Source organism: Hyalangium ruber (assembly GCF_034259325.1).
GTDB lineage: Bacteria > Myxococcota > Myxococcia > Myxococcales > Myxococcaceae > Hyalangium_A > Hyalangium_A rubrum.
This window is the reverse complement of sequence record NZ_JAXIVS010000018.1, coordinates 26,406-52,385: the sequence shown is the minus strand read 5'-3', so window position 1 is coordinate 52,385 and position 25,980 is coordinate 26,406. Positions and strand designations below refer to the sequence as shown.

The window sequence follows — 25,980 nt, the reverse complement described above, 5'->3', positions numbered from 1 at the left end:
AATGGGCTGATGCTGGCAGGTCGCGGAGTTAGCGAGACGCAAGGGCTCGGGTGCCTGCTCTTCATCGGCCCGGGGTGTTGGAGCCATGCTCCCGTCCGTCCTAAGCTCCGGTGGGGCCAGAGGGTCAGGAGCGGCCATGAGCCACCTCATGCCGTGTCTCCTGCCGCGGAGCGTGACGGACGCGGAGCAAGCGCGTTGGGGGTTTCCACCACTCGCCGAGATTCTCTAGAGCATGTAGGAAACGCAGTCCACGCTTGCCAGGAGCTCCCTTGAGACACGCGACACGGTGGATCCTCGTCTCGGTTGCAGGAGGACTCGTGGCGGTGGTCGCCTGGGCGAAGACGCCACGGAAGCCCTCGGCACAGGAGCCGCCCGAGCTGCGCCTGCGGGCCCGAGAGGTCGTCGTCTACGGCTGGCACAAGGGCGGCGTGGAGGCGTTCCTCGTGGACGAAGCGGCCGCGCTCCACGTCGTCCTTCCCGAGGCCAAGGGGTGTCAGCCGGAATACCGAGCCTCCGTGGCTGGGGACACGGGCGTCACCCTCTACCGGATGAAGGATGTCCGTAACTTCCTCCCATGGGGAGGAGCCGCCCCGCCGATTCCCGAGACATCGCCTCTCGAGAAGGCGACGAGCGGAACCCTCGTGTGTACCGCCATTGAGGGCAAGGAGGGCAAGCCCGCGGTCCGCATCACCTTGAAAGAGCTGCGGTTCACCAGCGGCCGTCTTCGCGAGCTGGGGCCTGTGGAAGCACCTCTGGGCGTCCGCCCGCCATGATGGAGCTCCCCGGCTACACGCTCCTCGGGCTCTTCCAGACGACGAGCAACAACCTGCTGTTTCGCGCTGTACGCAAGGCCGATGCTCGGCCCGTCATCGTCAAGACGCCTCGCCAGGAGCGCCCGGGCCCACGCGAGCGCGCCCGCTACATGCGCGAGCACGGTCTGTTGCAGCGCCTGCAGGGCTCGCCCGGCGTTCTCGGTGTCCTGGGCTGCGAGGTCTACGAGGAGAGCCCCTTCCTCATCCTGGAGGACGTGGGAGGCCAGTCGCTGTCGGAGCGCCTGGAGCAGCCCTGGGACGCCTCCCGGTTCCTGCCCCTGGCCAACTCCCTCGCCACCACCCTGACGGAGATACACCGGCGGGGCGTCGTCCACAGGGACATCAAGCCCCACAACATCCTCCTCTCGGAGGAGGCTGGGGTGTGGCTCATCGACTTCGGGCTCGCCACGCTGCAGCAGGTGGAGCACGTGGAGGCGGCGCACGCCGCCCTGCTCGAAGGCACGCTGGCCTATATGTCTCCCGAGCAGTCCGGGAGAATGAACCGGGCGGTGGATTACCGCACGGACCTCTACTCGCTGGGCGTCACCCTCTACCAACTGCTCACCGGGCAGTTGCCCTTCCACGGCAAGGACGCGCTGGAGTGGATCCACGCCCACATCGCGCAGGCTCCCGAGCCTCCGCACGCGCGAGTGGTCTCGGTTCCGCCCATGCTCTCGGCGGTGGTGCTCAAGCTGCTCGCCAAGCCCGCCGAGGAGCGCTACCAGAGCGCCGACGGGCTGAAGGCTGATCTGGAGCGCTGCCTGCAAGGGCTTCGGCAGGGCCGGCTGGAGGACTTTCCCCTGGGCCAGGGGGACTTCCCCACCCACTTCCAGCTCCCGCAGCGCCTCTATGGTCGCGAGGCGCAGCTCGCCGCGCTCCAGGAGGCCTTCGAGCGGGTGGCGCGAGGGGAGCGGGCCGAATGGGTCTGGGTGAGCGGCTACGCGGGGATCGGCAAGTCCTCCGTCGTGCATGAGCTGCACAAGCCCATCCTGCGGCGCCGCGGGTTCTTCCTCAGCGGCAAGTTCAACCAGCTCCAGCGCGACGTGCCGTACTCCACCCTGGCCCAGGCGCTCCGGGGGCTCGTGCAGCAGCTCCTGGCCGGCAGCAACGAGGAGCTGGAGGCTTGGCGTCAGCATCTGCTGGAGGCCTTCGAGGGCAACGGTCAGGTGCTGGTGGACCTGGTGCCCCAGTTCGCGCAGGTGGTGGGCAAGCAGCCTCCCGTGCCCGAGTTGCCGTCCGCGGAGACACGCAACCGCTTCAATCGCCTCTTCCTGCGCTTGCTCGGCGTCTTCGCCCGCGCTGGAAGGCCGCTGGTCCTCTTCCTGGACGACTTGCAGTGGGCGGACCTCGCCAGCCTCAAGCTGCTGCAGACCCTGGTCACCCACCCGGACACGCCGGCCCATCTGTTGATCGGCGCCTATCGGGACAATGAGGTCAGCGCCTCGCACCCGCTGGCGATGATGTTGGAGGAAGCGCGCAAGGCGGGGGGACGGAGCACGGCCGTCCATCTGGAGCCGCTCTCCCTCACGCACACCCGGATGCTCGTGGCGGAGGCGTTGCCCGGTGCCGCGCCCACGCTCGTGGCGCCGCTCGCGGAGTTGTTGCAGGAGAAGACCGGAGGCAACCCCTTCTTCCTCCTTCAGCTCTTCCAGACGCTGCACCAGGAGGGCCTGGTCACCCGGGGGGCGCAGGGAGACTGGCGCTGGGACGCCGAGGCCGTGCGTGCCCGGGAGTACTCGGACAACGTCGTGGACTTCATGGCCGTTCGGCTGCGGCAATTGCCTGATCCGACACAGCAGTTGCTGCACCGGGCCGCGTGCGTGGGCAATACCTTCGCCCTGGAGACACTGTCCCTCGTCTCGCACCAGCAAGTACACGAGGTGGAACAGCGCCTCGAGCCAGCGCTCCTCGAGGGGCTGGTGGTGCGGACGGACCTCCAGCATCTTCGCTTCTTCCACGATCGCATCCAGCAGGCCGCCTACTCCCTCATCGCCGAGGAGGAGCGGCGAGCCCTCCACCTGGAGATCGGCCGCCTGCTGTGGGCCCGCCTCGCCCCCGAGGAGCTGCACGAGCGCCTCTTCGAGGTGGTGGGACAGCTCAACGCGGGCGCGCGGTCGATCGAGGATCCCGAGGAGCGCTCCCGGCTGGCGCAGCTGAACATCCAGGCGGGCTTTCGAGCCAAGGCCTCTACCGCCTACCGCACGGCCATCGACTGCTTCACCCTGGCGCTGTCGCTGCTGCCCGGTGACCCCTGGCAGACCGCGCCCGAGCAGGCGTTCCAGTTGCGCTTGGAGCAGGCCCGCGGCGAGTCCGCGAGCGGGAACCTCGCCGAGGCCCGCCGCATCATCGAGGAGGTGCTGCCCAGAGCCCCTACGCGTCAGCACCTCGTGGCGGGCTACCAGCTCCAGGGGGAAATCCTCCTGCTCACGGGCGAGGCCCGCGCCGCCGCCGCCAGTCTGCTGGAGGCCCTGGCGCGCTTGGGGGTGGTCATCCCTGCGCAGCCCACCTGGGAGGAGGCGGTCGCCGCCCGTCAGGAGTTGGAGTCCCTGCTGGGAGACCGCCCGGTGGAGAGCCTCCTGGAGCTGCCGGCCCTGACGGATCCGGAGGTGCGGACGATCGTGGGCCTGCTGGTGGCCCTCATTTCACCCGCCTTCTTCACCAGCGAGAGCCTCCTGACGCTGGAGCTGTGCAAGCTGGTCACCCTCTCCCTGCGCCATGGAAACACCGCCGCCACGGGGGTGGGCTATGCCTGGTATGGCCTGGTGACCAGCGGCAAGTTCCGGGAGTACCGCCGCGGCTATGAGTTTGGCAGGCTCGCCCAGGCCGTCACCACGCGTTACCAAGGCACGGCCTACCTCCCCAAGGTCCTCTTCACCCTGGGGCAGCTGAGCGCCTGGGTGCGCCCGCTCTCGGACGCGAAGGGGCTGTACCAGGAGGCCTTCCAGCACGCGCTCCAGGCGGGTGATTTCCAGACCGCGGCCTTCAGCGGCATCCTGCTCGCGTCCCTGCCGTTCTTCATGGGCACCGAGCTGTCGGAGGTGTATCGGGAGACGGTCGTCGGCACGGACTTCTCGCGGAAGATCAACTTTCGCTCCGCCGAGGACTCCCTCCGCATTCACCAGTGCTTCGTGCAGCAGATGCGGGGGCTCAATGAGTCGTTCACCTCGCTGAGCCTGGGCGAGTTCAGCGAGGCGTACTTCGAGAGCCGCAAGAGCTCCAACCTCGCCACCCAGTATTGCTGGTATGCCATCACCAAGGCGCGCTCCCGGTTCATGTGTGGCGCCTATGAGGAGGCGCGCCAGTCGGCGGAGCAGGCCCGGCCGCTGCTCTATTCGCAGCTCGGACGCATCTTCCAGCTCGACTACCACCACTACCGGGCGCTCTCGCTGGCGGCGTGCTACCGGGAGGCTCCCGCCCCGCTGCAGCAGGAGTATTTGGAGCAGATCCAGAAGCACCAGGAACAGCTGGCCGACTGGTCCGCGAGCTGTCCGGAGACCTTCTCCCCGGTGGAGCGGATGGTGTTCGCGGAGCTGGAGCGCCTGCGGGGGAGACCCGAGGCAGCCATGCAGGCCTACGAGGAGGCGATTCAAGCGGCCCACACGCATGGCCAGATCCAGAACGTGGCGGTCGCCAGTGAGCTGGCCGCGCGCTTCTGGAAGGAGCGGGGCTACCCCACCATCGCGACGTCCTATGCCCGCCAGGCCCGCGAGGCCTACAGCCAGTGGGGCGCGGAGGGCAAGGTACGGCACATGGACGAGCAGTGGCCTCGCCTGGCCGACCTGTCCACGGGCCGCCAGAGTGACACGTATGACTCGGGCCCGACGACGCAGTTGGATGCGCTCAGCCTCGTCAAGGCCCAGCAGGCCATCTCCAGTGAAATGCACCTGCAGAAGCTGGTGGCCACGCTCATGAACGTGGCCTTGCAGAGCGCGGGGGCGCAGCGCGGCGCGCTCGTGCTGTCGCAGGGTGATGAGCTGCAGGTGAAGGCCGTGGTGGAGGCCTCCGCGCAAGACGCCCGGGCCGTGCCGCGGCAGCTCGCGGATCAAGAGCTACCGTGGACGGTGCTCTCCTATGTGAAGCGCACCGGCGAGCATGTCCTCATCGATGACACCGCCGAGCCGCATCCCTTCTCCTCGGCGCCCTTCTTCTCCCAGAGCCGGGCCCGGTGCCTGCTGTGTCTTCCGCTGACGCGCAACCAGCAGCTCCGGGGGATGCTGTACCTGGAGAACTCGCTGGCCCCAGGCGCCTTCAGCCCTGCTCGCATCTCCCTGCTGCAGTACCTGGCCTCGCACGCCGTCATCTCGCTGGAGAACGCACAGCTCTACACGGAGGTCCAGTTGGCCGAGGCGGCCCTGCGCACCGCCAACGAGGAGCTGGAGGTGCGCGTGGAGGAGCGGACGCACGAGCTGAAGCAGGCCCAGGCCCAGCTGCTGGAGACGGCCCGCCTGGTGGGAATGGCGGAGGTCGCCTCCAACGTGCTGCACGAGGTGGGCAACACCCTGACCAGCCTGGTGGTGTCCACGGAGCATCTGCGCGATGCGCTGGCCTCCTCGCGAGGAGACCGGGTGGGGCAGGTGGCCCAGCTCCTGGAGGAGAACCAGACCCGGCTATCGGACTTCCTCACGGAGGATCCCCGCGGCCGCCACATCGTGGCTTACCTCCGGGGCCTTTCGGACCGGCTGGCGCAGGAGCGGACGGTCTTTCAGAAGGGCCTGAAGGACATGGCCAGCAACGTCGAGCGGGTGCGCTCCATCGTCTCCCTGCAACAGAACTACGGGAAGGCGACGCTGCTCGAAGAGGAGTGTGAGCTGGCCGGGGTGGTGGAGGAGGCCCTGCGGCTGAAGCAGAGCACCCTGAAAAGCGCGGAGGTTCAGGTGACGAAGAGGCTGCAGCCCATGCCTCGGGTGATGGTGGACAGGCACCGGCTGCTTCAGATCCTCCTCAACCTGCTGAGCAACGCCCGGCATGCCTTGGAGGCCGTTGCCGTGGGCCAGCGGCGATTGGAGCTCCGCCTGTGGCGTGACAGTCACTGGGCCTACCTCGAGGTGGAGGACACGGGGCAGGGGATTACGCCCGAGGTGCGCAAGCAGCTCTTTACCCAGGGGTTCAGCACCCGCAGGGCTGGCCACGGCCTTGGCTTGCACTCCAGTGCCCTCACGGCGCGGCTCATGAGGGGACAGCTCACGCTGGAGAGCCCCGGGCCAGGGCTGGGAGCCACCGCCATCCTCAAGCTCCCCGTTACGGGAGCCGGTCAGCCCACGGATGGGCGGTAGGGTACACGCGTCAGGAGTCCCTGTTCTCCTCGAGCTGCGCTTGGGCCTTCTTGATCAGCTTCGCGAGCTTCTTGTCTCCAGGCTGGAGCTTGGAGGCTTGCCCGAAGAACTCCAGCGCCACATCCTCGGCCCCGGCTCGATCGAGGAAGAACTCGCCGAGGCGGATCATGGTGGCGATGTTTCCCGGGTCGATTCGAAGGACTTCCCTGAGGACCTGCTCGAAATCCTCGAGCGTCAAATCGAGCTCCGGGTCATCGAGGTCCATGTCCTGGAGGGTCTCCTCGATGCGGTCCGCGGCCTTGAGCAGTCGGTCCATCTCCGATTGAGCGGCGGGCTTCTTCTTGGTGGCCGCGGGCTTCTTCTTGGCCGCGGGCTTCTTCTTGGCCGCGGGCTTCTTCTTGGCTGCGGCGGGCTTCTTCGCGGTCCTGGACTTCTTCGCTGTCATAGGGAGCAACCGGGGGCTGAGGGTCGAGAGTGCAGGCGATCTACCCCAGTTCGCATCGAAGCGCTGCGTCCTGGAGTGGCGCTCGGTCTGTACTGACGGTGTAACCTTTCGCCATGGCCCGATACGCCCTCACGCTCTTCCTCAGCGCCTTCCTGCTCTTCGGCGTTCAGCCGCTGGTGGGGAAGTTCGCGCTGCCCTGGTTCGGGGGCACCCCAGCGGTGTGGACGGCGTGCATGCTCTTCTTCCAGGCGGCGCTGCTGGCCGGCTACGCCTACGCCCATGTCGTCGCCACGCACCTGAGGCCGCGCGCTCAGGTCCGGCTGCACCTGGGGCTGGTGGCCTTCACCGTGGCGGTGCTCGCGGCGCGCGCGTGGCTGGCGGGCTCGCCGGTAGCGCCCGGGCCGGAGTGGCGCCCCACCGGCGCGGAGGGCTTCACGAGTCGGCTCCTGGCGATGCTGGCGGTGACGATCGGGCTGCCCTTCTTCGTGCTCTCCACCACGGCGCCGCTGTTGCAGAGCTGGTTCGCGCGCGCGCGGCCCGGCGTCTCCCCATACCGGCTCTATGCCCTGTCCAACGTGGGCTCCCTGCTGGCGCTGCTGGGCTACCCCTTCCTCGTCGAGCCGTATGTGCCGCGCTCCCTGCAGGGCTGGGGGTGGGCCGTGGGCTTCCTGGTGTTCACCGTGGGGTGCTCCGTGTGTGCGTGGGACATGTGGAGACGAGGGGAGGAGCGGGCCACCGGGCAGGACGCGCCGAAGGAAGGCGCGGAGGCACCCGCGCAAGAGGAGCCGCGGCCCGGTGTGGGGCGCACCCTGGCGTGGCTGGGGCTGAGCGCCTGCGCCTCGGTGCTGCTGCTGGCCACCACGAACCAGCTCTCGCAAGACGTGGCGGCGGGCCCCTTCCTGTGGGTGCTACCCCTGGGCCTCTACCTGCTCACCTTCATCCTCACCTTCGAGCGTGAGGCCCTCTATTCGCGCTCCCTCTGCATGCTGCTGCTCGTCGCGTCGATGGGCGGCGTGGCCCGCGCCATCATCGAGGGGCCGCACTTCCCGCTGCCCTTTCAGCTGCTGGCCCACGGCGGAGCCCTGTTCGCCGGCTGCATGGTGTGCCACGGCGAGCTGTACCGACTGCGGCCCTCGCCTCGGCACCTGAGCGCCTTCTACCTCTGGGTGTCGGTGGGAGGGGTGGTCGGTGGCCTCTTCGTCTCCCTGGTGGCGCAGCGAATCTTCGACACCTATGCCGAGTACCCCCTGGCGCTGGCGGCCTGCTGCGCCGTGATGGTGGGGGTCCTCATGAAACGCCCGGAAGGGGAGCGGAACGTGGCGCGGGTGGGGCGGCTGCTGCGGGTGTTCGTACTGGCCGGAGCGGTGATGGGGCTGGTGGTGGCGGTGCTGGACAGCCGCAAGGAGGTGCGGCTGACGGCACGCAACTTCTTCGGTGTGGTGCAGGTGCTGGAGCAGTACCGGGCCGATCCGCTGTGGCACCAGTACTCGCTGAAGCACGGCGCCATCAACCACGGCTTCCAGTTCATCCGCCCGGGGCGCCGGCCGCTCCCGTCGGCCTACTACACGCCGGAGGGCGGCCTGGGGCTGGCCATCGCCGAGCAGCGGCGCCTGCGCCAGGAGGCGGGCCAGGTGCAGGCCCTGCGTCTCGGCGTGCTGGGGCTGGGCGTGGGCACCAGCGCGGCGCTCACCCAGGCGGGTGACACCATGCGCTTCTATGAGATCAACCCGAAGGTCACCTCCCTGGCGCGCGGCGAAGGAGGCTACTTCACCTTCCTGGCGGACAGCCCGGCGAAGGTGGAGGCCGTGGAGGGAGACGCGCGCATCTCCTTGGAGTCAGAGCTGGAGCGGGGCGAGCCCCAAGCCTTCGATGTGCTGGCGCTGGATGTGTTCAGCTCGGACTCGATTCCCCTGCACCTGCTCACCGAGGAGGCCGTGGACCTCTACCGCAAGCACCTGGCGCCTCGCGGCGTGCTGGCGATGCACCTGAGCAACATCCACATGGACCTGGTGCCCATCGCGCTGGCGCACGCGCGGGCCTTCGGGCTGCATGCGACGCTCGTCACCAATGAGCTGAAGGGAGACGCGCTGAGCAGCACGTGGATGATCCTCAGTGCGGATCCCGCTTTCTCCTGGGGGGCGACCTTCGTCGCGGCGGGAGCGACCGTTGCCCGCGTGGAGCTGGCCGAGCCGCCTCCCTTTACCTGGACGGATGAGCGCAGCAGCGTGCTGCCGGTGCTCCGAAGGGAGCATGCGGCGGTGAAGACCCGGACGGTCACCGCTCCGGCCGCCGCGCTGCCGGTGGCCCAGCCGCCTCCCTGAGCGGCTTCGGGTTGGGTCGTACACGCGCCGCGTGGCCGTGTAGAGTCCGGGGTCGTTCCAACAAGAGGGAGGCTGGAATGGGAATCACCATGTCGCCGCAGGAGTACGCCACGGCGTTCCGCATCCTCGCGGCCACCGCCAGGCACCCCGAGAACATCGGGCAGCTCGTCGAGGAGCGACTGCTTCCGCGGATGCCGAAGCAGCCCGCGCTGCTGGACGTGGGCGCGGGGTCGGGCAAGGTCGCCGAACGGCTCGCGCCGTACTTCGGCTCGCTCACCCTGCTCGAGCCCAACAAGGATCAGATCGTCGGGTTCAAGCACGAGAAGGCGAAGGTCCTCGTCGAGCCCCTGGATCGATACCACGCGTCCGAGAAGTATGAGCTCGTCGTGTGCTCGCACGTCCTGTACCACGTGTCCCCCTCCGACTGGGGAGGGTTCATCGACAGGCTGCTCTCGTTCGTGAGCCCCGGCGGACACTGCCTCATCGTCATGGCCGCCGCGAGAGGGCCGACCTACGAGCTGTGCCGCGACTTCTCGGAGACGCTGGTGTTCAGCCAGCAGTTGATCGCCACGGTTCAGCAGAAGCGGCTGCCGCACGAGGTCATCCCGACGATGAGCGGGTTCCTCACGAAGACCTTCGAGGAGATGTACACGCTGTGTCGCTTCTTCGTGCTCGAGGGCTGTTTCACGGCCGAGCAGCTCGCGGCCCTGAGCAAGGACGCGGTGCGCGAACTCGAAGACAAGGTTCGCATGCACGCTGAGGCCTGCCGGGGCGCCGACGGGATGTATCGCCTGGAGCAGGACGAGGACATCGTCATCATCCCCAAGTCGTAGGCGGGGTCAGGTGGTGGAGGGAGTCCGGGCTACACGGCTCAGCGCGAAGCGTCGCGCTTCGTGACCTCCTTCACCACCTCGACGAATGCACGCAGCCCCGCTGGGACGTGACGCTGGCTGGGATAGAAGACGCACAGCCCAGGCCACGCCGGCAGCCAGTCCTCCAGCACGCTCACGAGCTTTCCGGACGCCAGATACGCTCGAACGTCCCACTCATTCAGATACGCGAGCCCCGCGCCGTTCAGCGCGGCCTCGATGACCAGGGAGAGCGTGTCGAGCGTGAGCGGCCCGTCCACCTCGATCGCGAGTTCCTCTCCGCGACGTTCGAACTCCCAGGCGTAGAGCCCGCCATTCCTCTTCCGCAGGCGGATGCACCGATGTGCCCGCAGATCAGCCGGCACCATCGGGCGCCGGTTCGCCTTGAAGTAGCGGGGTGAACCGACCACCGCGGAGCGCTGTCTTGGACCGCACGGCACGGCCACCATCTCCTGCGGTACCGCCTCGAGCAGCCGGATGCCGGCGTCGAAGCCCTCCTTCACGATGTCGACGAACCGCGACTCGACTACGAGCTCGACCTTCATGTCGGGGTAGCGCTTCATGAACTCGAGCACGATCGGCGTGAACACCTGCCGCGCGGCGCCCTCCGAGGTGGTGATGCGCAGCGTGCCCGTGGGTGTGTCGCGGAACGCGTTGACCGACTCCATCGCCGCCGAGAGCTCGGCGAGCGCGGGCCGCACGCGCGAGAGGAACCGATCGCCGGCCTCCGTGAGCGAGACACTGCGAGTCGTGCGCTGGAAGAGCCGGACGCCGAGCCGCTTCTCGAGCGCGGCGACCGCATGGCTCAAAGCCGAGGGCGAGAGGCCAAGCTCGGCCGAGGCTGCACGGAAGCTGCGGTGCGACGCGACGGCCGAGATGGCTTGGAGCTCGAAGAGACCCGGGCGTTTCATTGTGTTGCTTTTTGCATCAGTCCATGCCGGTTTGCACCGATTGTTGCACCGGTGGCCCGGCGCTATTTGAACGACTCCCCAGGAGGAAGCCTCATGAAAAAGACGGTCCTCATCACCGGCGCGTCGTCCGGATTCGGCAAGGCCACCGCGGAGTTTTTCGTTGCCCGAGGGTGGAACGTCATCGCCACCATGCGCACGCCACAGGACATTCCCGGCACGTTCGTCACCCGACTCGACGTGGAGAAGCCCGAGACGATCCGCGCCGCCGTGGACGCGGGCCTCGCGCGGTTCGGGCGCATCGACGCCGTGGTGAACAACGCGGGCTATGGCCTCTTTGGCGTGTTCGAGCTGACCCCGGAAGCGAAGGTACGCGAGCAGTTCGAGGTGAACGTCTTTGGCGTCATGAACGTCGTGCGCGCCGTGCTGCCGCACTTCCGCGAGAACAAGGGAGGCTGCATTGTCAACGTGAGCTCCGGCGCTGGCGTGTTCGGGCTGCCGATGATCTCCCTCTACAACGCGAGCAAGTTCGCGCTCGAGGGCTTCTCCGAATCGCTCTCGTACGAACTCGGCGCGCTCGGCATTCGCGTGAAGCTCGTCGAGCCGGGCGGCGTCACCAGCACGAAGTTCGGCGAGCGATCGGCGAAGGATGCGAGCATGTCGTCGAACGACATCCGCGACTACGACCCGTTCGTCTTGGCGGCGAACCAGGTCTTCGCGGAGATGCGTGCGGCACGCAGCGCGGACAAGGACGCGACGTCGGAGCACGTCGCCGAGGTCATCTTCGAGGCCACGAACGATGCGTCGGATCGCCTGCGCTACGTCGCCACCAGCGACATCCTTCCGCTCGTCGAGGCGCGCCGGCAGACGTCCGAGAGTGAGTACATGGCGTTCATGCGAGCGCGCGTCGGGCCGAAGGTGTCACGCATGCCGTGAGGGGGGCGACTTCTCCTCGGCCTTCGCCTTCCACCAGTCCTGGGCGACGTTCAGGACTCCCTCGACGCGGGCGCGCAGGTTGCGAAGCTCGACGTGTCCGGCTGTCACCGCGGAGACATCGCGCAGCCTGGCGCGGAACTCCACCAGCAGCTGGCGTGCCTCCTCCTCTGTCGAGAGTGGGCGCCCCCAGGAGCTCGTCGATGACGGCGAGGAGCTTCCCGATTCGGACATGGAGCTCGGCGATGGCCATGGGTTTTTCATCCCACGGGCGCGCGGATTGGCACCAGTGCTGGCGCCTCGCTTTGCCAAGCGGCAGACAGTGAAGGGCTAGAAGTTGCGGCTCAGCGGCCGGTCCTGGGCCGTGGGGAAGACATACGTCAAACCCACAGCGAGCCAGCTCCCGCCCGCGTCGTAGGTACCGAGGCGTTCCGCCTGCCCCTTGGCGTAGGTCAGCCGGTACTCGACGCAGAGGCCCCATTTGGAGGAGAGGCGCAGCGTGCCTCCCGCGGTGGCCCCGAAGGCATGGGCGAAGTTCTCCACGGATTGCCCGCCGTCGAAGTACGCGCCGGCGAACGTGGGCCCGACCAGCGCTCCCACGAAGGGGATGAACTCCTTGGACCCGAGCTCCAGCCGTCTCTGGAGGCGAAGGCCCAGGATTGCCCCGAAGGTGATGGCGTTGAGCCCCGGCTTCTTCGTGAGCTGCATCCGCTCGTAGGTGAAGAACAGATCGAACCCCACCTCGAGCCAGTTCTGGGGCGAGTACGCGAAGGTCCCCGCCAGCAGCGGCCCTCCAAGCGCTCCCCCCGCGCGCGTCAGGCCCCGGTTCTCCTGCCTCGCATAGAAGTTATCGAAGAACCGGGTGTTGGGCGTGTACCGCCAGCCTGTCTGCAGCGAGAAGCGACGCGAGCCCTCGAGTGACGGATTCTTCGCCTCCTCTTCCTCGTACTCCGAGGCGTCCTCGTACTCAGAGGACTCCTTGTCCTCGGCGAACGCGGGAAGCGCCACCAGGTGTAGGAGCAGGAGGAACAGGCGGTTCCGGGACATCACGAGCCCTTTCGGTGCGAGGCGGATCGCCAGGCACTCGGCAGGGATGCGAGCCCCATGCCAGGGCCCGCCTTCATCCATGCTGGCTCGTTGGGTGGCCCTCACGCCCCCCGCGCGCTCCGACCCTTTACGTCACCTGGCGACCGGAAATTGTCACTGGGTGATGACGAAGGTCTGGGACTGCACGGGCTCGCGGTTGCCGTACGTGTCCATCGAGAAGTACTTCACCGTGGTGGTGACCTCGATGTACAGCGGGGTGTTGGCCTCCGGGGAGTTGGTGTCCGGCGTGCTGCCATCCAGGGTGTAATAGGTGGTGTCGCACTCGCCCACCGGGCCGTGGTTGCAACTGAGCACGACGGTCTGCGGCTCCGAGTACACCCCACCTTCCGGGCTGATGGTCGTGGTGGGTGGCGTGGTGTCGATGAGGTACTCCTCGGTCTTCACGGCGCTCACATTGCCGGCGTTGTCCACACCGATGAACCGCAGCGTGGTGGTGGCGCCGATGGACAGGCTCTCCGTGTACCGCGCGGCGTTGGTGTCTGGCGTGCTGCCGTCCGTGGTGTAGTGGATGGCGGCGCAGCCTGTGCCCGAGCCGTCCGTACAGGTGAGCTTCACGGTCCGCGCCGAGGCGTACGTCCCGCCTGTGGGGCTGGCCGACACCGTCGGCGGCGTGGTGTCGAGCACATAGGTCTCGCTCACCACCGCCGAGGCGTTACCGGCCGCATCCGTCGCGAAGAACTTGAGCGTCGTGTTGGCGCTCACCGCGATGGGCGCCGTGTACGCGGTGGAGGAGGCTGCTGGCGTGGAGCCATTCGTGGTGTAGCGGATGGCCTGGCAACCGGTGCCCGTGCCGTCCGTACACGTGAGCGTGACACTCTGGGCCGTGTTGTACGTGCCCCCTGCCGGCGAGGCGCTCACCGTCGGCGCCGTGGTATCGGCCACCTCCAGGGTCATGGTGTACGTCTCGGCTTTCACCGACTCCGCGTTGCCCGCCACATCCACCGAGAAGAACCGGAGGGTGGTGGTGGCCTCCAGAGAGAGGGGCGCGCTGTAGCGGGGGGAGCTCTTCGTCGGAGTCGAGCCATCCGTGGTGTAGTAGGTGGCCTCGCAGCCGCTGCCCCCTGCGTCCGCGCACGTCAGCGTCACCGAGACGGCCGAGGTGAAGGTTCCCCCCGGCTGCGTCGCTTGGGTGGTCGGCGCCGTGGTGTCCCGCTCGGGAGCAGGTTGGGGCGGGAGTGTGTCATCACCACACGCGCTGATGACTTGCAGACACACCCACGCCAGAAGAAACCGGAGGACTCCAGCGGGCCTCGATGCCATGTATGACTCCCGGTGCGGTAAGGGAGCCGGAGACTGGCACCCGCGCGAGACGGGCGGCAAGTCTGGAGAGCCCCTTATGCCCTGGAGCGGCGCTGCCTAGCTGCGCTCCCGGTCCTTGAGCTGGAGGGCCACGCTCTCCGGCATGCTGAGCTGCGAGACGATGGCGGGCGGGCGCTCCATCAACCCCCGCCGCTCCAGCTCCCGTTCCAGATAGGCCACCCGCTCACGGAGCTGCTCCATCTGGGAAGACGCCAGCTGTGCCTCGCGCAGGCGGATGTAGGCATCCACCAGAGGCTTGAGCGAGAAGCGCAGGGTCAGGCCCAGGATGGGAACGCCACAAACCATGCCCACGGTCATGACCGCAACGAGCGCTTCTGTTTCACTCATGGTGCTCCTCCAGGCCCCGAAAATAGCAGGGGGCAGGGGCGCTACGAATGGGCTCCGGAACCATTGCAGGGATTACCTGGAGGCGGGAGCCGGATGCCCCATGACGGTCACAAGGAAGTCGTGGCGCTGCTTGTCCTTCGTCCACACCATCAACCGCGTGGCCCCGGGTGTCAGCCCCACCAGGTGCAGCTGCTCTCCATCCGCGACGATGTCCACGATGCCAGGCTCTTCGACGGCCACCCGCGACACCCCCGGCACTTCGAGGGCGCTCGTCTCGTCCACCGCGAGCGACAGGGGGACCAGGTCGTCCACACTCAAGGCGTCCGCGAACTCTCGTTGGGTGCCTACCGCCACTCCCGCAAGGGCGAGTCCCGCAGCCAGGCTCAGCGCCCACCAGCGCCCGCGCAGGAGCGGGGGCCGGGCCAGGACCGCCAGGAGCGCATCCATGGAGGGGAACCGGTCCTCCACCTCCAGCGCCAGCCCCCGGGCGAGCGCGGCCTTCACCTGTCTTGGCAGGCGAGGTCCACGCTCCGGGCGCCGCAACGTCCAGCGGCGCTCCGGCGGTGCTTCCGCCGCGAAGGGGCGCAGGCCGTACAGCGCCTCGTAGAGCGCGACGCAGAAGCTGAACTGGTCGCCTCGCGCATCCACGGGGCGGCCTGCGAGCTGCTCGGGGGACATATAGGCGGGCGTGCCGGGCACCGCACCGGCCTGGGTGAGGGCGAGCTCGGAGCCTCCTGCAGCCGCCTCGGCCACAACCTCCTCCCCGCTCGCGCCCACGCGCACCAGCCCGAAGTCCGTCACGCGCGGCCGCCCGTCCCTGCCCACCAGCACGTTGGCCGGCTTGAAGTCGCGATGCACCAGCCCGGCCCGGTGCGCGGCGGCCAGCCCTCGGCCCGCTTCCAGGAAGAGCTCCACGACCTCGCGCCAGGGGCGCTCGCGCTGCCGCAGCCACTCCGCCAGCGTCGGTCCCTCGACCAGCTCCATTGCGAGGAACACCTGCCCTCCCTCCGTGCCCAGGTCAAAGACGGGCAGCACATTCGGGTGCGATAGCCGCGCCATGGCCTGAGCCTCGCGCAGCAGCCGCGCCTGTCGCTCCTCCGTGGCGTCCGCCCTCGCCGAGCGCAGCAGCTTGAGCGCCACCTTCCGCCCCAGCTGTGGATCCTCCGCCGCGTACACCACGCCCATTCCCCCCGCTCCCAGCACTCCGGAGATGACGAAGCGGCCGAGCACCTCTCCCGGCCGTAGCGGTGGCCCCTCGAGGACGGGCGGCGGCAGCGACTCACCCGTGTCCAGCTGCGTCGGCACCCCCGTATCCAGCCGCGTCTGGAGGCTCATGGCGTCCGTGGCGGAGTGCTCGGCCGCGACCGCCGCCACCAGGGCGCGGCAGTCGGCGCACCCATCCAGGTGGGTCTCCACGCTCGAAGCGTTCGGGCCGGACAAGGCGCCACTCGCGAAGCTCGCGAGCGCGTTCTCGTCCGGGCACCGCTCGGGCAGGGAGTGCGCGGAGGCGTTCATGACCAAGGCATCTTCTCAGCCTCGGGCAGAGCCGGGAAAGCCCCCGGCTTCGCGCGAGGCTTCACCGTCTGGCTCAGCCTTGCACGACGATGCGGTAGGTCTTGATCGTCGTCCCGATCCAGACGACGAGCGTCGTCTCTCCCGCCTTCAGCCCCGTGACGTGGATGACGGCATCCTCCGGGAACGTGATCTCGGCGATCTCGGGGTCCCCCACCGCCACGCGGTTCATGCCTGGAGCCTGCACCACCTTCGAGCCGCCCTTGCGCAGGCTCAGGGTCTCATGCGTATCCGCGGACGCGGGCGGCGGGGACGACGGGTTGGCAAGCACGGGACCTGCGAACAGGGTCAGGGCCACAAGGATGCTGCGAGCGAAGTGCTTCATGGTGATTTCCTCCCTTTCGCCCAGGTGACACCGGTGACCGCGCGGCGTTGCACAGCGCCGCGAAAAAATCGTCTGGCGCACCGCATTACTCCGAGCGGGGCAGGAGCTGGGAGAGGCTGGCATCGAGCTGGCTGCGGATGGCGCGCAGCAGGCTCTGCAGCTCCTCGGCGGAGAGCTGGAGCCGCTCCGCCAGCCGCCTGCGTACCTCGGCGAGCACCTCTTCCCGGGCGCGTGCCAGCCACCGGGACACCGTGGACTTGTGCGTCTGGTACATGGCGCCGATTCGCTCCAGGCTCAACCCCTCGACGAAGTGCAGGCGCAGCACGGTGCGCTCACGGGCAGGCAGCGCCGCCAGCGCCTCGGCGAGCGCGGCCTGGAAGTCCACCCGGTGCTTCTGCCGCAGGTAGTCCAGCTCCAGGTCTCCTCCCACCACCGGCCCCTCGGAGAGCACCTCTTCCTCGACGCGGGCCCGCCTGCGCTCCGAGCGCCGGAGGTTGAGGGCGGTGCGCACCGCGGCCGCGCGCAGCCAGGCCACGAGCGGGCCCGTGCCCTGATAGCCGGCGAGGGGAGGGGGCCTTCCGTCCTCCGAGATGAGCAGCCGTTCGCGCAAGCGCTGGCGTACCTCTGCGGCCTTGTTCCCCGAGCCCTCCACCCGAGCCACCGCCGCGTCCACCTTCGGGAGAAAGCGCGTGTCCAGCACGGATTGAGCGGCCGCGAGCCCTTCGGTGCAGGCACAGGCGAGGTAGAGGTCCGTGACATGCAGCCTGCGCAGCGCGTCCAGGAGTGAGCCCTCCTCCGGGAGCCGTTCGGCCAGGTAGCGGAGGAAGGTGGCCTCTGGCAGGTTCAGGCCAGGCCACGCCGCGCGGGCGTTGGCCAGCATCTCCAAGAGATACGCCTCCAACTCCGGCGGCGCCTCGAGGCCTCGGGCTGGCGGGCGTAGGCAGGGGATGAAGAGGGAAGTCAGAAAGTGCTGTGCAGGCATTCCGCTCCTCGAGCTGCGCTGGCCTCCGCACCGGGGCAGTGGTGGGATAGCAGGTATGCCAGAACTCGCACTGCCCAGGGAGGAGCTCATCCGCCGCCTGCCCAAGGCCGAGCTCCACCTTCACCTCGAAGGGAGCATCCAGCCCGAGCTGGCCCTACAGCTCGCGGGTCGGCATGGCGTCTCGCTCCCCGGAAGTGAGGAGGGCGTCGAGGGACTGCGGCGGCACTACCGGTTCACCTCGTTCGACGATTTCCTACGGCTCTACCTCGCGCTCTCGAGCTGCCTCACGGACGCCGAGGACTTCACCACCATCACCGTCGACCTGGCGCGGCAGCTCGCCGAGCAGAACGTGCGCTATGCCGAAGTCACCGTTACGCCCATGACGCACGTGGCGCGCGGAGTTCCGGGAGACGCGCTGCTGGCAGGGCTGGCCGAGGGCCGCATGCGAGCGCGCGAGGAGCATGGGGTCGAGCTCGCCTGGGTGTTCGACATCCTCCGGAATCAGGCCGACCGGGCCGAGCCCACTCTGGAGCTGGCGCTGCGAGGGCGGGAGCAAGGGGTGGTGGGGTTGGGGCTGACGGGTCCCGAGTCCTTGGAGTGGCCGCTGCAGCCGTTCGCGCCGCTCTTCGCGCGGGCACGAGAGAACGGCCTGCACAGCCTGCCCCATGCCGGCGAGCATGCAGGTCCCGAGAGCATCTGGGCGGCCCTGCGGTGGCTGGGCGCGGAGAGGCTGGGCCACGGGGTGCGCTGTCTGGAGGACTCCGAGCTGGTCCAGCACCTCGTCGAGAAACGGATTGCCCTCGAAGTGTGCCCCAGCAGCAACGTCTCCCTGGGTGTCTGCGCCGAGCTCGGCCAGCACCCCTTGCCGCGCCTCCTGGCGGCCGGACTCGCCGTGACGCTGGCGAGCGATGATCCCCCCTTGTTCTCTACCTCCCTGACTGACGAGTACCTGCGCTGCGCGGCCCGTTTCTCCTGGAGTGCCGAGCAGGTCCTGTCGCTCGCGGCGGCGGGTTTCGAGCACAGCCTCCTGCCTCTGAAAACCAAACAGGCCTGGCTCGCAGCGCAGCGTGAGATCGCCGCCGGGGAAGTCACGCGCTGAACTGCGGGGTGGGTCTCTCCCGTTCTGTGGGGAGAGAGGGCTGCTCGCCCGCCAACAGACCCGAGCCCCTGGGCGTGCTTGGGGATTTCGCTTCAAGCATGGTCCCTTCCTCTCTGCGTGAGAGGTGTATCGCCTGAGAGGCATTGCAGGCGGGGGGGACATTCATGAGGGAATCGCACGACAGGGCGCCGTTCATGCCTGGGGCCTCGCGGCAAGCAAACCCTCTTTCGTTCTGGCGGGATGCAGGCGCGGCCCTCGCGCTCATCTTCCGATCGCCCCTGGCCTTCTTCATCCTTTTGGCGCTGACGTTCATGGCTTCGCTGCTCCTCTTCCGGGGAGAGAAAAGCCTCGAGAGCCTGGCGTTCCTGAACTCACGCCACGCGCGGCTCTGGCACGTGTTCGTGGCCTTTCAGCCCACGCTCTGGATGGCTGCCCTCCTGGGGCTGATGGGCGACTTCCGGGGCAACCCCTCGGTCTGGCCCTCCACGCGGAAGGAGCGGATGGCGGTCGTGTTCTATGCCGGCTTCCTCTTTGCCATGGCCGCCCTACCCGTGTGGGGCCAGGTCATCGCCGGCCAACCCTTCATCCCTAGCAACGCGGAGGAGTTGGTCGAGGTACCCTATGTGTACATCAAGCTGCATCTGCTCAACCTCGTCGGCTCGTTGGTCGGCGTGATGCTCGCCGGCGGCATGGTGGGGGTCCACGTGCAACTCATTGGGTGCATGCCTCCGAACAAGCCCCCTGCAGAGGTGGCAGAGCCAGACGTCCAAGCGGAGGTACAACGCTTTCTGCGCCTGCGCGCTCAGTTGAAGCGGTTTCTGGGCTTCGCGGCCGCGAGCATCTCCTCTTCGCTCTTGAGCATCGGCATTTTCCGGAACCTGATCAACGCCTCCGCCCCCGCGCAGCCCGAGTTGATGTCGACCGCGGTGGGCATGAGCTTCGGCATCTACTTCACGGGAATGCTCGCCAGTCTCTACCTGCCTGCCGCCAAGACGCTGTCGGACGTGGGTCTGGCGCTCGCGGATCGACTTGTCCTGCAATCCCTCGGTCCACGGGCTACCTGGAAGGAGTGGACCGATGAGCAGCAGGCCGTTCGCAGCTACCTGGGCTTGCAAGGCTCCGCGCTCCAGGAGATTCAGCAAGGCGTCACCCTGCTGGCTCCCCTCATCGCGGGCGTCTCCACCTTGGTGCTCGGCACGGCCCGGTAAACGCAGAGGGAGTCAGTCCTTCTTCCGCTTCTTCATGTCCGCGAACGCGCTCTGGATGATCTTCCGCAGGGTGGGGGCGTCTACGTCATCGAGCGTGTTGATGTAGAGACACGACTTGCCGGTCTTGTACTTGCCGAGCTGGGAGAGCAGGTCGGTGTACGGCTCGAAGCCCGGCATGATGTAGAGGGTGAGGTTCGCCTTTCGTGGCGAGAACCCGACGAGGAACGTGTCTCCTTCGTGGCCGCTCTCGTATTGGTAGTGGTAATCGCCGAAGCCCACCATGCTGGGACCCCACATCTTCGGCTCGAGCTTCGTCACCTTCCGCATGAGCTCGCAGAGGGCGATCGCATCCTGGCGCTTCTTCTCCGGGCTGACGCTGGCGAGGAAATCCTCGACGCTGGCAACGGTCTTCTTCGTCTTGAGTTCGGCCATGGCTGGAATCTCCAATGCAGCCCCACGCAGGCTCGGGGGCTCCTGCGCAAAATAGCGGAAAGTCTCGACGGTGGAGGTGCTCCAATCGGTGGATGGAAGAAGCAGTGTTACTGGCCCGCCCTTGGGGCGCCCCGTCCGGCTACTTCGGGGCAGAAGCAGAAGGCTCCGTATGGGCTGAGCGACCCATGAGGAAGTAGGAGACGGGGACGAAAACGGCACCGCGCCCCCGGTTGTCTCGGGAGCGCGGTGCCACCCTTCAGATGCCAGGGCTTACACCTCGAGCGGCGCCTGCGCTGCCTCCTTCTCCTCGCGCGGAGCGGGAGGCTGAGCCAGCAGCGCCTCGGCCAGCTTGCTCACCTTCGCCAGCGGAATGCCCTTGAAGTCGAGCACCGGCTTGCCCTTGGTGTTGCGCAGCTGTACCTGGACGCGATCTCCCTTGGTGAAGTGGCCCGCCACCGCCTTCATGTACTGGTCCGCGATGGACATATCCTCCTGCGGCAAGGGCTGGCTAGAGGAGGGCTTGCGCTTGATCTGGAGTGCCTTGCGCATCTCATCCACGCTGCACTCCGAGAAGCGCTTGGGCGTCACTTCGCCCTTCGCTCCCGGTACATGGATGAGCGTGCCGCCCGGCTCTTCGTGGTTCAGCCCTCCCACAACGAACTCCTCGTACGTCAGCAGCAGCGAGAGGCGGGTGACGCCGAACTGCCCGCAGACCTGCACGCTGAAGGACTCCGCCACCGCCCCGTACATGGTCAGGGCCGCTTGCGACACCTCGCGCAGGTGCTGGCTGAAGTACTCCTGCGCGTTCTTGTAGTGCGCCGCCTCGGCCAGCCGCTGATTCACCACATAGTTGTAGAGCTCGCCCATGCGGTAATGGTTGGTGTTCTCCTCGCCCAGCAGCTGGCGCATGGCGACTCGCACTTCCTCGAGTGTCATGTCCTTCTGAAGGGTGTTCTTCTCTTCCTTTGGCTTCCACAGGTTCAGCATGAGGGGTTCCCCCTTTTGAAGGGCTGCACGTCATTGTGAGCCCGGCCAACCTGGCTGCATTGGTTGCGAGGGTGTAAAGCAGGAGACGCGCCAACCTCTGAGCGGACCTGAAAACAGGTACTTGGGCGTGAAGTGTACGAGGCCCAGTCCGAGAACGTGGACACCCGTCCACGCAGCGAGACGGTGCGCCGATGCCAACTCGGTGGAGGCACATCGCATGACTCCTAACCGGTTAGGACTGGGCTCGACTCCTAACCGGTTAGGACTGGGCTCGATTTCTAACTGGTAGGATGGGGCACTTCATCGGTACAGGACGGAGACATGGACTACGGCTTCGACCAGCTCCTCGAGCGCGAGCGCAGTGACAGCCTCAAGTGGCGAAAGTACGGGAGGGATGTCCTGCCCATGTGGGTGGCGGACATGGACTTCCGCTCCCCGGAGCCCGTCATCCAGGCCCTGCGCGCGCGCGTCGAGCAGGGTGTCCTGGGCTATCCCTTCGAGCCGCTGCCCGAACTCATCGAGAGTGTCACCCGCTACCTCCTCAAGCACCATGGCTGGCAGGTGGCGCCCGAGGCCATCGTGCTCCTGCCTGGGTTGATCCCCGCCTTCAACGTCGCGTGCCGGGCCTTCGCTCAGCCTGGCGATGGCGTGCTGCTGCAGGTCCCCACCTATCCCCCGCTGCTCCAGTGCTCGAAGAACGCCGGGCTCAGTCGGGACGAGGCGTTCCTGACCCGGGACGCGAGCGGCGCCTACGAGATCGACTGGGACTCCTTCGAGAAGGCGATCCACCCGCGCTCGCGCGTGCTGCTCCTCTCCAATCCCCACAACCCCCTGGGGCGCGTCTTCCGGCGGGAGGAACTCACCCGCATAGCCGAGCACTGCCTGCGCAACGAGCTGACCATCGTCTCGGACGAGATCCATTGCGATCTCGTCTTCCGGGGCCACCGGCACACCTGCATCGCCATGCTCAGCCCGGAGGTCGAGGCGCGCACCATCACCCTCATGTCTCCGAGCAAGGCCTTCAACCTGGCCGGGCTCAAGATGGCGTTCGCGGTCATTCCGAACGCCGCGCTTCGGCAGAAGTTCCTCGCGGCGCGCGCGGACATGCTCCCCTCGCCCAACCTCTTTGGCTGTGTGGCGATGCAGGCCGCCTACAACGAGGGGGAGCCGTGGCTTCGCGCGCTGGTGGAGTATCTGGAGGCGAACCGCGACTTCCTGGTGGACTTCGTGCGGCGCTCCCTGCCCGGTGTCCAGATGACGGCGCCGGAAGGGACCTACCTGGCCTGGATGGATTGCCGTGGGGCGGGGATTCCGGGAAACCCCACGGCCTTCTTCCTGGAGCACGCGCGGGTGGCGCTCAGCCCTGGGGAGAGCTTTGGCCGGGGAGGAGAGGGCTTCGTCCGGCTCAACTTCGGCTGCCCCCGGGCGCTGCTGAGCGAGGGGCTGGAGCGGATGCGCCAGGCCCTGGAGCGCAGACGCTGAGCGCGTAGCTCAGCGCTGGGCGCGGGGCGTGAGCAGCCAGGCGCTCTCGGTCGTCGAGATGCGCCCAGTCGGGGGACCCACCAGCTTCTCGCCGCTCCCGAGCGGCTCGAGGTGGAACCGGTCTCCCCACAGCCGCGGGAGCTCCTCGGGTGAGATGGAGAAGGGCGGGCCCGGGTAGTGCGGGGCATCGTAGGCCACGCTGATCAGCAGCCCCGTGGCGGTGGGGGGAAGCAGCTCGTCCTTCATGTGCTGGGCGTAGCGCTTGCGCAGCTCGACGGGCAGCGCGATCAAGGAGGACATGTCATAGAAGGCCGCCACGGGCCCGGTGTGGGCGGCGCGCAGGTCGAAGAAGTCGCCTTCATAGAGGGTGATGGGCTGGTCCTTGGCGCGGTGGACGCGGAAGCGGCCCTCGGTCACCGGCGTGGCGGCCTCCAGGCGGTTCTCGGAGAAGAAGGCCTCACAGGCGATGGCGCTCAGCTCGACGCCGACCACCCGGTAGCCCTGGGTCGCCAGCCACAGCATGTCGATGGACTTGCCGCACAGGGGCACGAAGACCGTCGCTCCCGGGGCAAGTCCCAGCCGCCCGAGGTTCGCCCGGAGGTATTTCTCGACGTCGGCCTGGTGGAAGCTGGTCTGTCCCACCTGCCAGCGGTTGAGCCAGTACTCATTGTCCATTGCGGTGTTCTCTCCGGAGCGCTCTCAGCGGATGAGGTAGCGGTGCGTCTCATCCCGGTGCTTCTTGAGGTAATGCATGAAGGGCGTGCCGCCCGTGCCCTTATCACCCTGCGAGGGCGCCTGCTCGCGGGCTTGCTGGACGATGTAGCGGGCCGTCAGCTCCATGTGCTTCTGGCGGAACCGGCCCAGCCCCTCCAGGCAGCCGTTGTAGGCCTCCGCGAGCTCCGGCGTCTGGCGGGAGAGGATGTAGTCGCGAACCGAGGGCCCCCGCTCCACGGACTCGAGGAAGGCCCGGTGCGCGGGAGGCACGTAGCGGCGCAGCTCCAGCAGGTACTGGTGCAGCGTGTCCTGCACGTGCCGCACACCCAGCACCGCGTCGAGCAGCGGCACCAGCACGCTCTGCGCCGCGCTGGCCCCCGCGAACGGCTGCCGCTGGCCCGTGAACTCCTCGACCCCCTCGTACAGCACCGGCATCTCGAGGAAGCCATGGAGGAAGGGTTGGATCCGGCTGAAGAAGATGGAGGGCTCGCAGCGCTCCGTCATGCGCAGCAGCGTCCGCTCCATCTCCTGTTGCGCCTCGGCGATGAGCCGCAGCTGCTGGAGGAGCAGCGCGGGCTTGTCCGAGACCACCGCCTCCTGGACGGCCACCGCGGCCCGCGAGATGGGTACGGCCCGGGCCTCGAGCTCCACGTGGACGAGGATGAACCAGGACTCGTCCAATCCCCCCAGGAACGTCTGGAGCACCCTCAGGTTGCCCAGGGCGATGGGGCCCTCGGGGTCGATGCGCTGCCAGTTGTTCAGCGCGTGCGAGGTGTACGCGAGCACCGGCGGTCGCCCCAACTGCCGGGCTACCTTCACCCACGGGACCGCCACGCTGCGAGGGAAGCTCAGCTGCGGGTGCTGCCGCCCCTTCTCCCAGACCGCCGAGTTCCCGAAGAAGGACAGCAGCATCATTGCCCGCTCCAGGTGCCGCGGGTCCTCCAGGTGCTGGGGGTCCAGGAGCGGGAGCTGTTCGATTTTCTCGCGCGCCCTGCCCGCGGCCAGCAGGTGCGGCAGCTCGCTGCCCAGCTCATCCCAGGGGGCGAAGGCCGGAGGCAGCCGGGAGCAGGGGTCCTGCTCGGGGAGGAAGCCGCGCCCTGGACACGCGGATTGGACGGGAAGGGGCTCGTCCCCTCGTGCATGCGCCATGTTCGTGGAGTACTCCATCTAGCCGCCCTTGGCTTGCTGGAACTTGAGCAGCGTCTCCTCGAGCATGCTCACGTTGCCCGGCGCCAGGTGCTCCCGGTTGCGCGCGATGTAGTTGCGCAGCTCCGTGCAGCCTTCCTGCTGGTGCTTGCCCAGGTAGGCCTGGACGAACTCTTCGTGGGTGTGGAGGAAGGCGATGTCCGGCCGCACCATGGAGCGGATGACCAGCAGCGGTGGGGACGAGCGCAGCGGATACCAGTCTCGGTTGTGCAACCCCGTTTTGACGCAGCTCGGGTAGAACTCGCCCAGCATGAGCCCCTGCTTCACGAAGGCAGGCCTGAGACGATCGTGGAGGCCGCTGATGAACTCCGCCTCCAGCTCCCCCGGCAGCCCGTTGAAGATCGTCACGATGGCTTTGAACTGCCCTTGACGGAACACCGTGGGGGGCATCTCGAGGAAGTGATTCAGGAGCAGGAGCAACGTCCGCTCCGCCTCTTCCATGCGCAGGTGGGCCTCGGGTAGCAACGTGAGGTGATACAAGCGTTGCTGGATGGATTTCTCGACCCAGGGGCACACCGCGCCCGTGCGTCCCACCGCCGGATGCGGTCGGGTCAGGTAGTCTCGAGACCACTGCGCCACGGCCCGCAGGACCGCCGTCTCTTGAGCGTCCTGTCCCTCGAGCAGCGCACCTTCCTCTAGCGCCAGGACGTCCAGCGCATGGTGCATTCTCGGGAGCGCTGGAGCGGAAAGCGCTTCGGGAGGCTCCAACGCGAGCCTGGAAAGGTCCACTCCGTTTCTGACGGAGCCGGAGTGCTGGAATGAAGAATCGATGCCGCTGGGACAGGGCGGGGGGAGGGACAGCATCGAGGGCAGCTCCTACGCGGTGTGTCACCAAGGGTGAGCTGAGCTGACTTTTTGAAACACGGGAGTGAACGCAAATGATAATTAGAATCAGACAACTCGCAACAAAAGAACTACCTGGAGTGAATCCGTAACGGGGATTTCACTCTCGCGAGATTCCCTGTGAGTCCGACGCGGCGTTCGCGCGCCTAGCGCAGGTCCTTGAGCCAGGCGCGGAAGAGCGCCAGGCCCCCGGAGACAGCGGCCCGCACCTCGCGCTGTGGCCAGCTCTCGGCGGTGGCGCCCAGCCCGCGGCCCGCGCCGTAGGCGAGTGACTCGGGCATCTCCGCGTGGAACTGCACCGTCCAGCGGTGCCCGGGGTAGCGGAGCGCCTGGATTCCCGCCACGTCCTCGGCCCAGAGGGTGGCGCCCGGGGGAACGTCCTCCACGCGCTCGCTATGCATGTGCATGACCCAGCCCGTGAAGTCGGGGATTCCGGGCAGCTGAAGCGGATGGACGCCCACCTGGGGGCGGGACATCTTCGCCACACGTGCTCCTAGCACCCGGGCCAGGAGCTGGTGGCCGCCGCAAATGCCCATCAGCGGCACGTCCTGCCAGGTGCCCATCCACTCACCCAGCCGCAGCCGCCACGGCTCCGTGTCGTTGGCCGAGCCCGCGCTGCCGCCAACCATCACGCCCGCATAGCCGCGCGGGTCCGGCAGCGCCTCGCAGGTGGCATCCACCACGTGTGCCTCGGCGTTCAGCTCCTTGAACAGCTCCGCCACCGTCAGCCGCTCGTCCGGGAACGCGGCCCGGCGCGGGTGGTCATGGGAGAGGATCTGCGACAGGTAGAGGATCCGCACCGGCGTGGCTTTCAA

The 25,980-nt window shown here is 67.8% G+C and carries 23 protein-coding genes; 8 read left to right on the top strand and 15 right to left on the bottom strand.

What is annotated here, in order from left to right:
- Window positions 1-269: 269 nt before the first annotated feature.
- Window positions 270-773 (top strand): hypothetical protein, encoded by a 504-nt coding sequence (locus tag SYV04_RS37555; protein ID WP_321550868.1) that lies wholly within the window; start codon window positions 270-272, stop codon window positions 771-773.
- Window positions 770-6,085, top strand: a complete 5,316-nt coding sequence (locus SYV04_RS37550; protein ID WP_321550867.1) for a trifunctional serine/threonine-protein kinase/ATP-binding protein/sensor histidine kinase — start codon at window positions 770-772, stop codon at window positions 6,083-6,085. Before SYV04_RS37555 ends, SYV04_RS37550 begins: the two co-directional genes overlap by 4 nt.
- A gap of 10 nt (window positions 6,086-6,095) precedes the next feature.
- Here the strand turns inward: SYV04_RS37550 and SYV04_RS37545 are convergent, their stop codons facing one another.
- On the bottom strand, window positions 6,096-6,530 hold the full coding sequence (locus SYV04_RS37545) for a hypothetical protein (RefSeq protein WP_321550866.1): 435 nt from the start codon (window positions 6,528-6,530) through the stop codon (window positions 6,096-6,098).
- A gap of 113 nt (window positions 6,531-6,643) precedes the next feature.
- On the opposite strand from SYV04_RS37545, the gene SYV04_RS37540 reads away from it, so the two are divergent.
- Window positions 6,644-8,851, top strand: coding sequence for a fused MFS/spermidine synthase (locus tag SYV04_RS37540; protein ID WP_321550865.1), 2,208 nt, complete (start codon window positions 6,644-6,646; stop codon window positions 8,849-8,851).
- Between the two features lie 77 nt (window positions 8,852-8,928).
- The gene (locus SYV04_RS37535) at window positions 8,929-9,684 is read left to right on the top strand and encodes a class I SAM-dependent methyltransferase (protein WP_321550864.1); all 756 of its coding nucleotides are present in this window, start codon (window positions 8,929-8,931) and stop codon (window positions 9,682-9,684) included.
- 38 nt (window positions 9,685-9,722) lie between these two features.
- Here SYV04_RS37535 and SYV04_RS37530 read toward each other — a convergent pair whose 3' ends face one another.
- Window positions 9,723-10,631 (bottom strand): LysR substrate-binding domain-containing protein, encoded by a 909-nt coding sequence (locus SYV04_RS37530; protein WP_321550863.1) that lies wholly within the window; start codon window positions 10,629-10,631, stop codon window positions 9,723-9,725.
- Between the two features lie 93 nt (window positions 10,632-10,724).
- Between SYV04_RS37530 and SYV04_RS37525 the strand changes: the two genes are divergently transcribed.
- Window positions 10,725-11,564, top strand: a complete 840-nt coding sequence (locus SYV04_RS37525) for an SDR family oxidoreductase (protein WP_321550862.1) — start codon at window positions 10,725-10,727, stop codon at window positions 11,562-11,564.
- Here the strand turns inward: SYV04_RS37525 and SYV04_RS37520 are convergent.
- From SYV04_RS37520 to SYV04_RS37490, 7 genes are all read right to left on the bottom strand, one after another.
- Entirely contained in the window at window positions 11,550-11,795 is a 246-nt protein-coding gene (locus SYV04_RS37520; protein WP_321550861.1) for a hypothetical protein, read from the bottom strand. The two genes, SYV04_RS37525 and SYV04_RS37520, sit on opposite strands and share 15 nt — an antisense overlap.
- A 96-nt stretch (window positions 11,796-11,891) precedes the next feature.
- Window positions 11,892-12,608, bottom strand: coding sequence for a hypothetical protein (locus SYV04_RS37515; protein ID WP_321550860.1), 717 nt, complete (start codon window positions 12,606-12,608; stop codon window positions 11,892-11,894).
- Between the two features lie 153 nt (window positions 12,609-12,761).
- Window positions 12,762-13,928, bottom strand: coding sequence for a chitobiase/beta-hexosaminidase C-terminal domain-containing protein (locus tag SYV04_RS37510; protein WP_321550859.1), 1,167 nt, complete (start codon window positions 13,926-13,928; stop codon window positions 12,762-12,764).
- Between the two features lie 96 nt (window positions 13,929-14,024).
- Entirely contained in the window at window positions 14,025-14,315 is a 291-nt protein-coding gene (locus tag SYV04_RS37505) for a hypothetical protein (RefSeq protein ID WP_321550858.1), read from the bottom strand.
- Between the two features lie 72 nt (window positions 14,316-14,387).
- Window positions 14,388-15,830, bottom strand: a complete 1,443-nt coding sequence (locus tag SYV04_RS37500) for a protein kinase domain-containing protein (protein WP_321550857.1) — start codon at window positions 15,828-15,830, stop codon at window positions 14,388-14,390.
- A 73-nt stretch (window positions 15,831-15,903) separates the two neighbouring features.
- Window positions 15,904-16,212, bottom strand: a complete 309-nt coding sequence (locus SYV04_RS37495) for a pilus assembly protein N-terminal domain-containing protein (RefSeq protein WP_321550856.1) — start codon at window positions 16,210-16,212, stop codon at window positions 15,904-15,906.
- An 85-nt stretch (window positions 16,213-16,297) separates the two neighbouring features.
- A complete protein-coding gene (locus SYV04_RS37490; protein ID WP_321550965.1) occupies window positions 16,298-17,092 on the bottom strand; it encodes a sigma-70 family RNA polymerase sigma factor in 795 nt (264 codons plus the stop codon).
- Between the two features lie 157 nt (window positions 17,093-17,249).
- Here SYV04_RS37490 and add point away from each other — a divergent pair, with 157 nt between their 5' ends.
- Together add and SYV04_RS37480 are read left to right on the top strand one after the other, a co-directional pair.
- On the top strand, window positions 17,250-18,293 hold the full coding sequence (gene add, locus SYV04_RS37485; protein ID WP_321550855.1) for an adenosine deaminase: 1,044 nt from the start codon (window positions 17,250-17,252) through the stop codon (window positions 18,291-18,293).
- Between the two features lie 311 nt (window positions 18,294-18,604).
- The gene (locus SYV04_RS37480; RefSeq protein WP_321550854.1) at window positions 18,605-19,501 is read left to right on the top strand and encodes a hypothetical protein; all 897 of its coding nucleotides are present in this window, start codon (window positions 18,605-18,607) and stop codon (window positions 19,499-19,501) included.
- 12 nt (window positions 19,502-19,513) lie between these two features.
- Here SYV04_RS37480 and SYV04_RS37475 read toward each other — a convergent pair whose 3' ends face one another.
- Both SYV04_RS37475 and SYV04_RS37470 read right to left on the bottom strand, forming a co-directional pair.
- Complete coding sequence (locus SYV04_RS37475; protein WP_321550853.1) at window positions 19,514-19,933, bottom strand: DUF1801 domain-containing protein; 420 nt, start codon at window positions 19,931-19,933, stop codon at window positions 19,514-19,516.
- A 270-nt stretch (window positions 19,934-20,203) separates the two neighbouring features.
- On the bottom strand, window positions 20,204-20,920 hold the full coding sequence (locus SYV04_RS37470; protein WP_321550852.1) for a hypothetical protein: 717 nt from the start codon (window positions 20,918-20,920) through the stop codon (window positions 20,204-20,206).
- Window positions 20,921-21,241: 321 nt separating this feature from the next.
- Between SYV04_RS37470 and SYV04_RS37465 the strand changes: the two genes are divergently transcribed.
- Window positions 21,242-22,402 (top strand): MalY/PatB family protein, encoded by a 1,161-nt coding sequence (locus SYV04_RS37465; RefSeq protein WP_321550851.1) that lies wholly within the window; start codon window positions 21,242-21,244, stop codon window positions 22,400-22,402.
- A gap of 9 nt (window positions 22,403-22,411) precedes the next feature.
- Here the strand turns inward: SYV04_RS37465 and SYV04_RS37460 are convergent, their stop codons facing one another.
- The 4 genes from SYV04_RS37460 to SYV04_RS37445 all read right to left on the bottom strand — a co-directional run bounded on the left by SYV04_RS37460 (window position 22,412) and on the right by SYV04_RS37445 (window position 25,980).
- The gene (locus tag SYV04_RS37460) at window positions 22,412-23,077 is read right to left on the bottom strand and encodes a class I SAM-dependent methyltransferase (RefSeq protein WP_321550850.1); all 666 of its coding nucleotides are present in this window, start codon (window positions 23,075-23,077) and stop codon (window positions 22,412-22,414) included.
- Window positions 23,078-23,101: 24 nt separating this feature from the next.
- A complete protein-coding gene (locus SYV04_RS37455) occupies window positions 23,102-24,265 on the bottom strand; it encodes a PrnB family protein (protein WP_321550849.1) in 1,164 nt (387 codons plus the stop codon).
- A gap of 18 nt (window positions 24,266-24,283) precedes the next feature.
- The gene (locus SYV04_RS37450) at window positions 24,284-24,988 is read right to left on the bottom strand and encodes a DUF6875 domain-containing protein (RefSeq protein WP_321550848.1); all 705 of its coding nucleotides are present in this window, start codon (window positions 24,986-24,988) and stop codon (window positions 24,284-24,286) included.
- 323 nt (window positions 24,989-25,311) lie between these two features.
- Window positions 25,312-25,980: a type 1 glutamine amidotransferase gene (locus tag SYV04_RS37445; protein ID WP_321550847.1), complete on the bottom strand. Its 669-nt coding sequence runs from the start codon at window positions 25,978-25,980 to the stop codon at window positions 25,312-25,314.

What these genes read in the sequence shown, in the direction of transcription:
- SYV04_RS37475 (WP_321550853.1), bottom strand. Translation starts at nt 19,933, where the DNA reads ATGGCCGAACTCAAGACGAAGAAGACCGTTGCCAGCGTCGAGGATTTC.
- SYV04_RS37545 (WP_321550866.1), bottom strand. Translation starts at nt 6,530, where the DNA reads ATGACAGCGAAGAAGTCCAGGACCGCGAAGAAGCCCGCCGCAGCCAAG.
- SYV04_RS37490 (WP_321550965.1), bottom strand. Translation starts at nt 17,092, where the DNA reads ATGCTGGCCAACGCCCGCGCGGCGTGGCCTGGCCTGAACCTGCCAGAG.
- SYV04_RS37530 (WP_321550863.1), bottom strand. Translation starts at nt 10,631, where the DNA reads ATGAAACGCCCGGGTCTCTTCGAGCTCCAAGCCATCTCGGCCGTCGCG.
- SYV04_RS37450 (WP_321550848.1), bottom strand. Translation starts at nt 24,988, where the DNA reads ATGCACCATGCGCTGGACGTCCTGGCGCTAGAGGAAGGTGCGCTGCTC.
- SYV04_RS37510 (WP_321550859.1), bottom strand. Translation starts at nt 13,928, where the DNA reads ATGGCATCGAGGCCCGCTGGAGTCCTCCGGTTTCTTCTGGCGTGGGTG.
- SYV04_RS37460 (WP_321550850.1), bottom strand. Translation starts at nt 23,077, where the DNA reads ATGGACAATGAGTACTGGCTCAACCGCTGGCAGGTGGGACAGACCAGC.
- SYV04_RS37480 (WP_321550854.1), top strand. Translation starts at nt 18,605, where the DNA reads ATGGCTTCGCTGCTCCTCTTCCGGGGAGAGAAAAGCCTCGAGAGCCTG.
- SYV04_RS37470 (WP_321550852.1), bottom strand. Translation starts at nt 20,920, where the DNA reads ATGCTGAACCTGTGGAAGCCAAAGGAAGAGAAGAACACCCTTCAGAAG.
- SYV04_RS37515 (WP_321550860.1), bottom strand. Translation starts at nt 12,608, where the DNA reads ATGTCCCGGAACCGCCTGTTCCTCCTGCTCCTACACCTGGTGGCGCTT.
- SYV04_RS37465 (WP_321550851.1), top strand. Translation starts at nt 21,242, where the DNA reads ATGGACTACGGCTTCGACCAGCTCCTCGAGCGCGAGCGCAGTGACAGC.
- SYV04_RS37520 (WP_321550861.1), bottom strand. Translation starts at nt 11,795, where the DNA reads ATGTCCGAATCGGGAAGCTCCTCGCCGTCATCGACGAGCTCCTGGGGG.
- SYV04_RS37540 (WP_321550865.1), top strand. Translation starts at nt 6,644, where the DNA reads ATGGCCCGATACGCCCTCACGCTCTTCCTCAGCGCCTTCCTGCTCTTC.
- add (WP_321550855.1), top strand. Translation starts at nt 17,250, where the DNA reads ATGCCAGAACTCGCACTGCCCAGGGAGGAGCTCATCCGCCGCCTGCCC.
- SYV04_RS37495 (WP_321550856.1), bottom strand. Translation starts at nt 16,212, where the DNA reads ATGAAGCACTTCGCTCGCAGCATCCTTGTGGCCCTGACCCTGTTCGCA.
- SYV04_RS37500 (WP_321550857.1), bottom strand. Translation starts at nt 15,830, where the DNA reads ATGAACGCCTCCGCGCACTCCCTGCCCGAGCGGTGCCCGGACGAGAAC.
- SYV04_RS37525 (WP_321550862.1), top strand. Translation starts at nt 10,725, where the DNA reads ATGAAAAAGACGGTCCTCATCACCGGCGCGTCGTCCGGATTCGGCAAG.
- SYV04_RS37455 (WP_321550849.1), bottom strand. Translation starts at nt 24,265, where the DNA reads ATGGCGCATGCACGAGGGGACGAGCCCCTTCCCGTCCAATCCGCGTGT.
- SYV04_RS37505 (WP_321550858.1), bottom strand. Translation starts at nt 14,315, where the DNA reads ATGAGTGAAACAGAAGCGCTCGTTGCGGTCATGACCGTGGGCATGGTT.
- SYV04_RS37535 (WP_321550864.1), top strand. Translation starts at nt 8,929, where the DNA reads ATGGGAATCACCATGTCGCCGCAGGAGTACGCCACGGCGTTCCGCATC.
- SYV04_RS37550 (WP_321550867.1), top strand. Translation starts at nt 770, where the DNA reads ATGATGGAGCTCCCCGGCTACACGCTCCTCGGGCTCTTCCAGACGACG.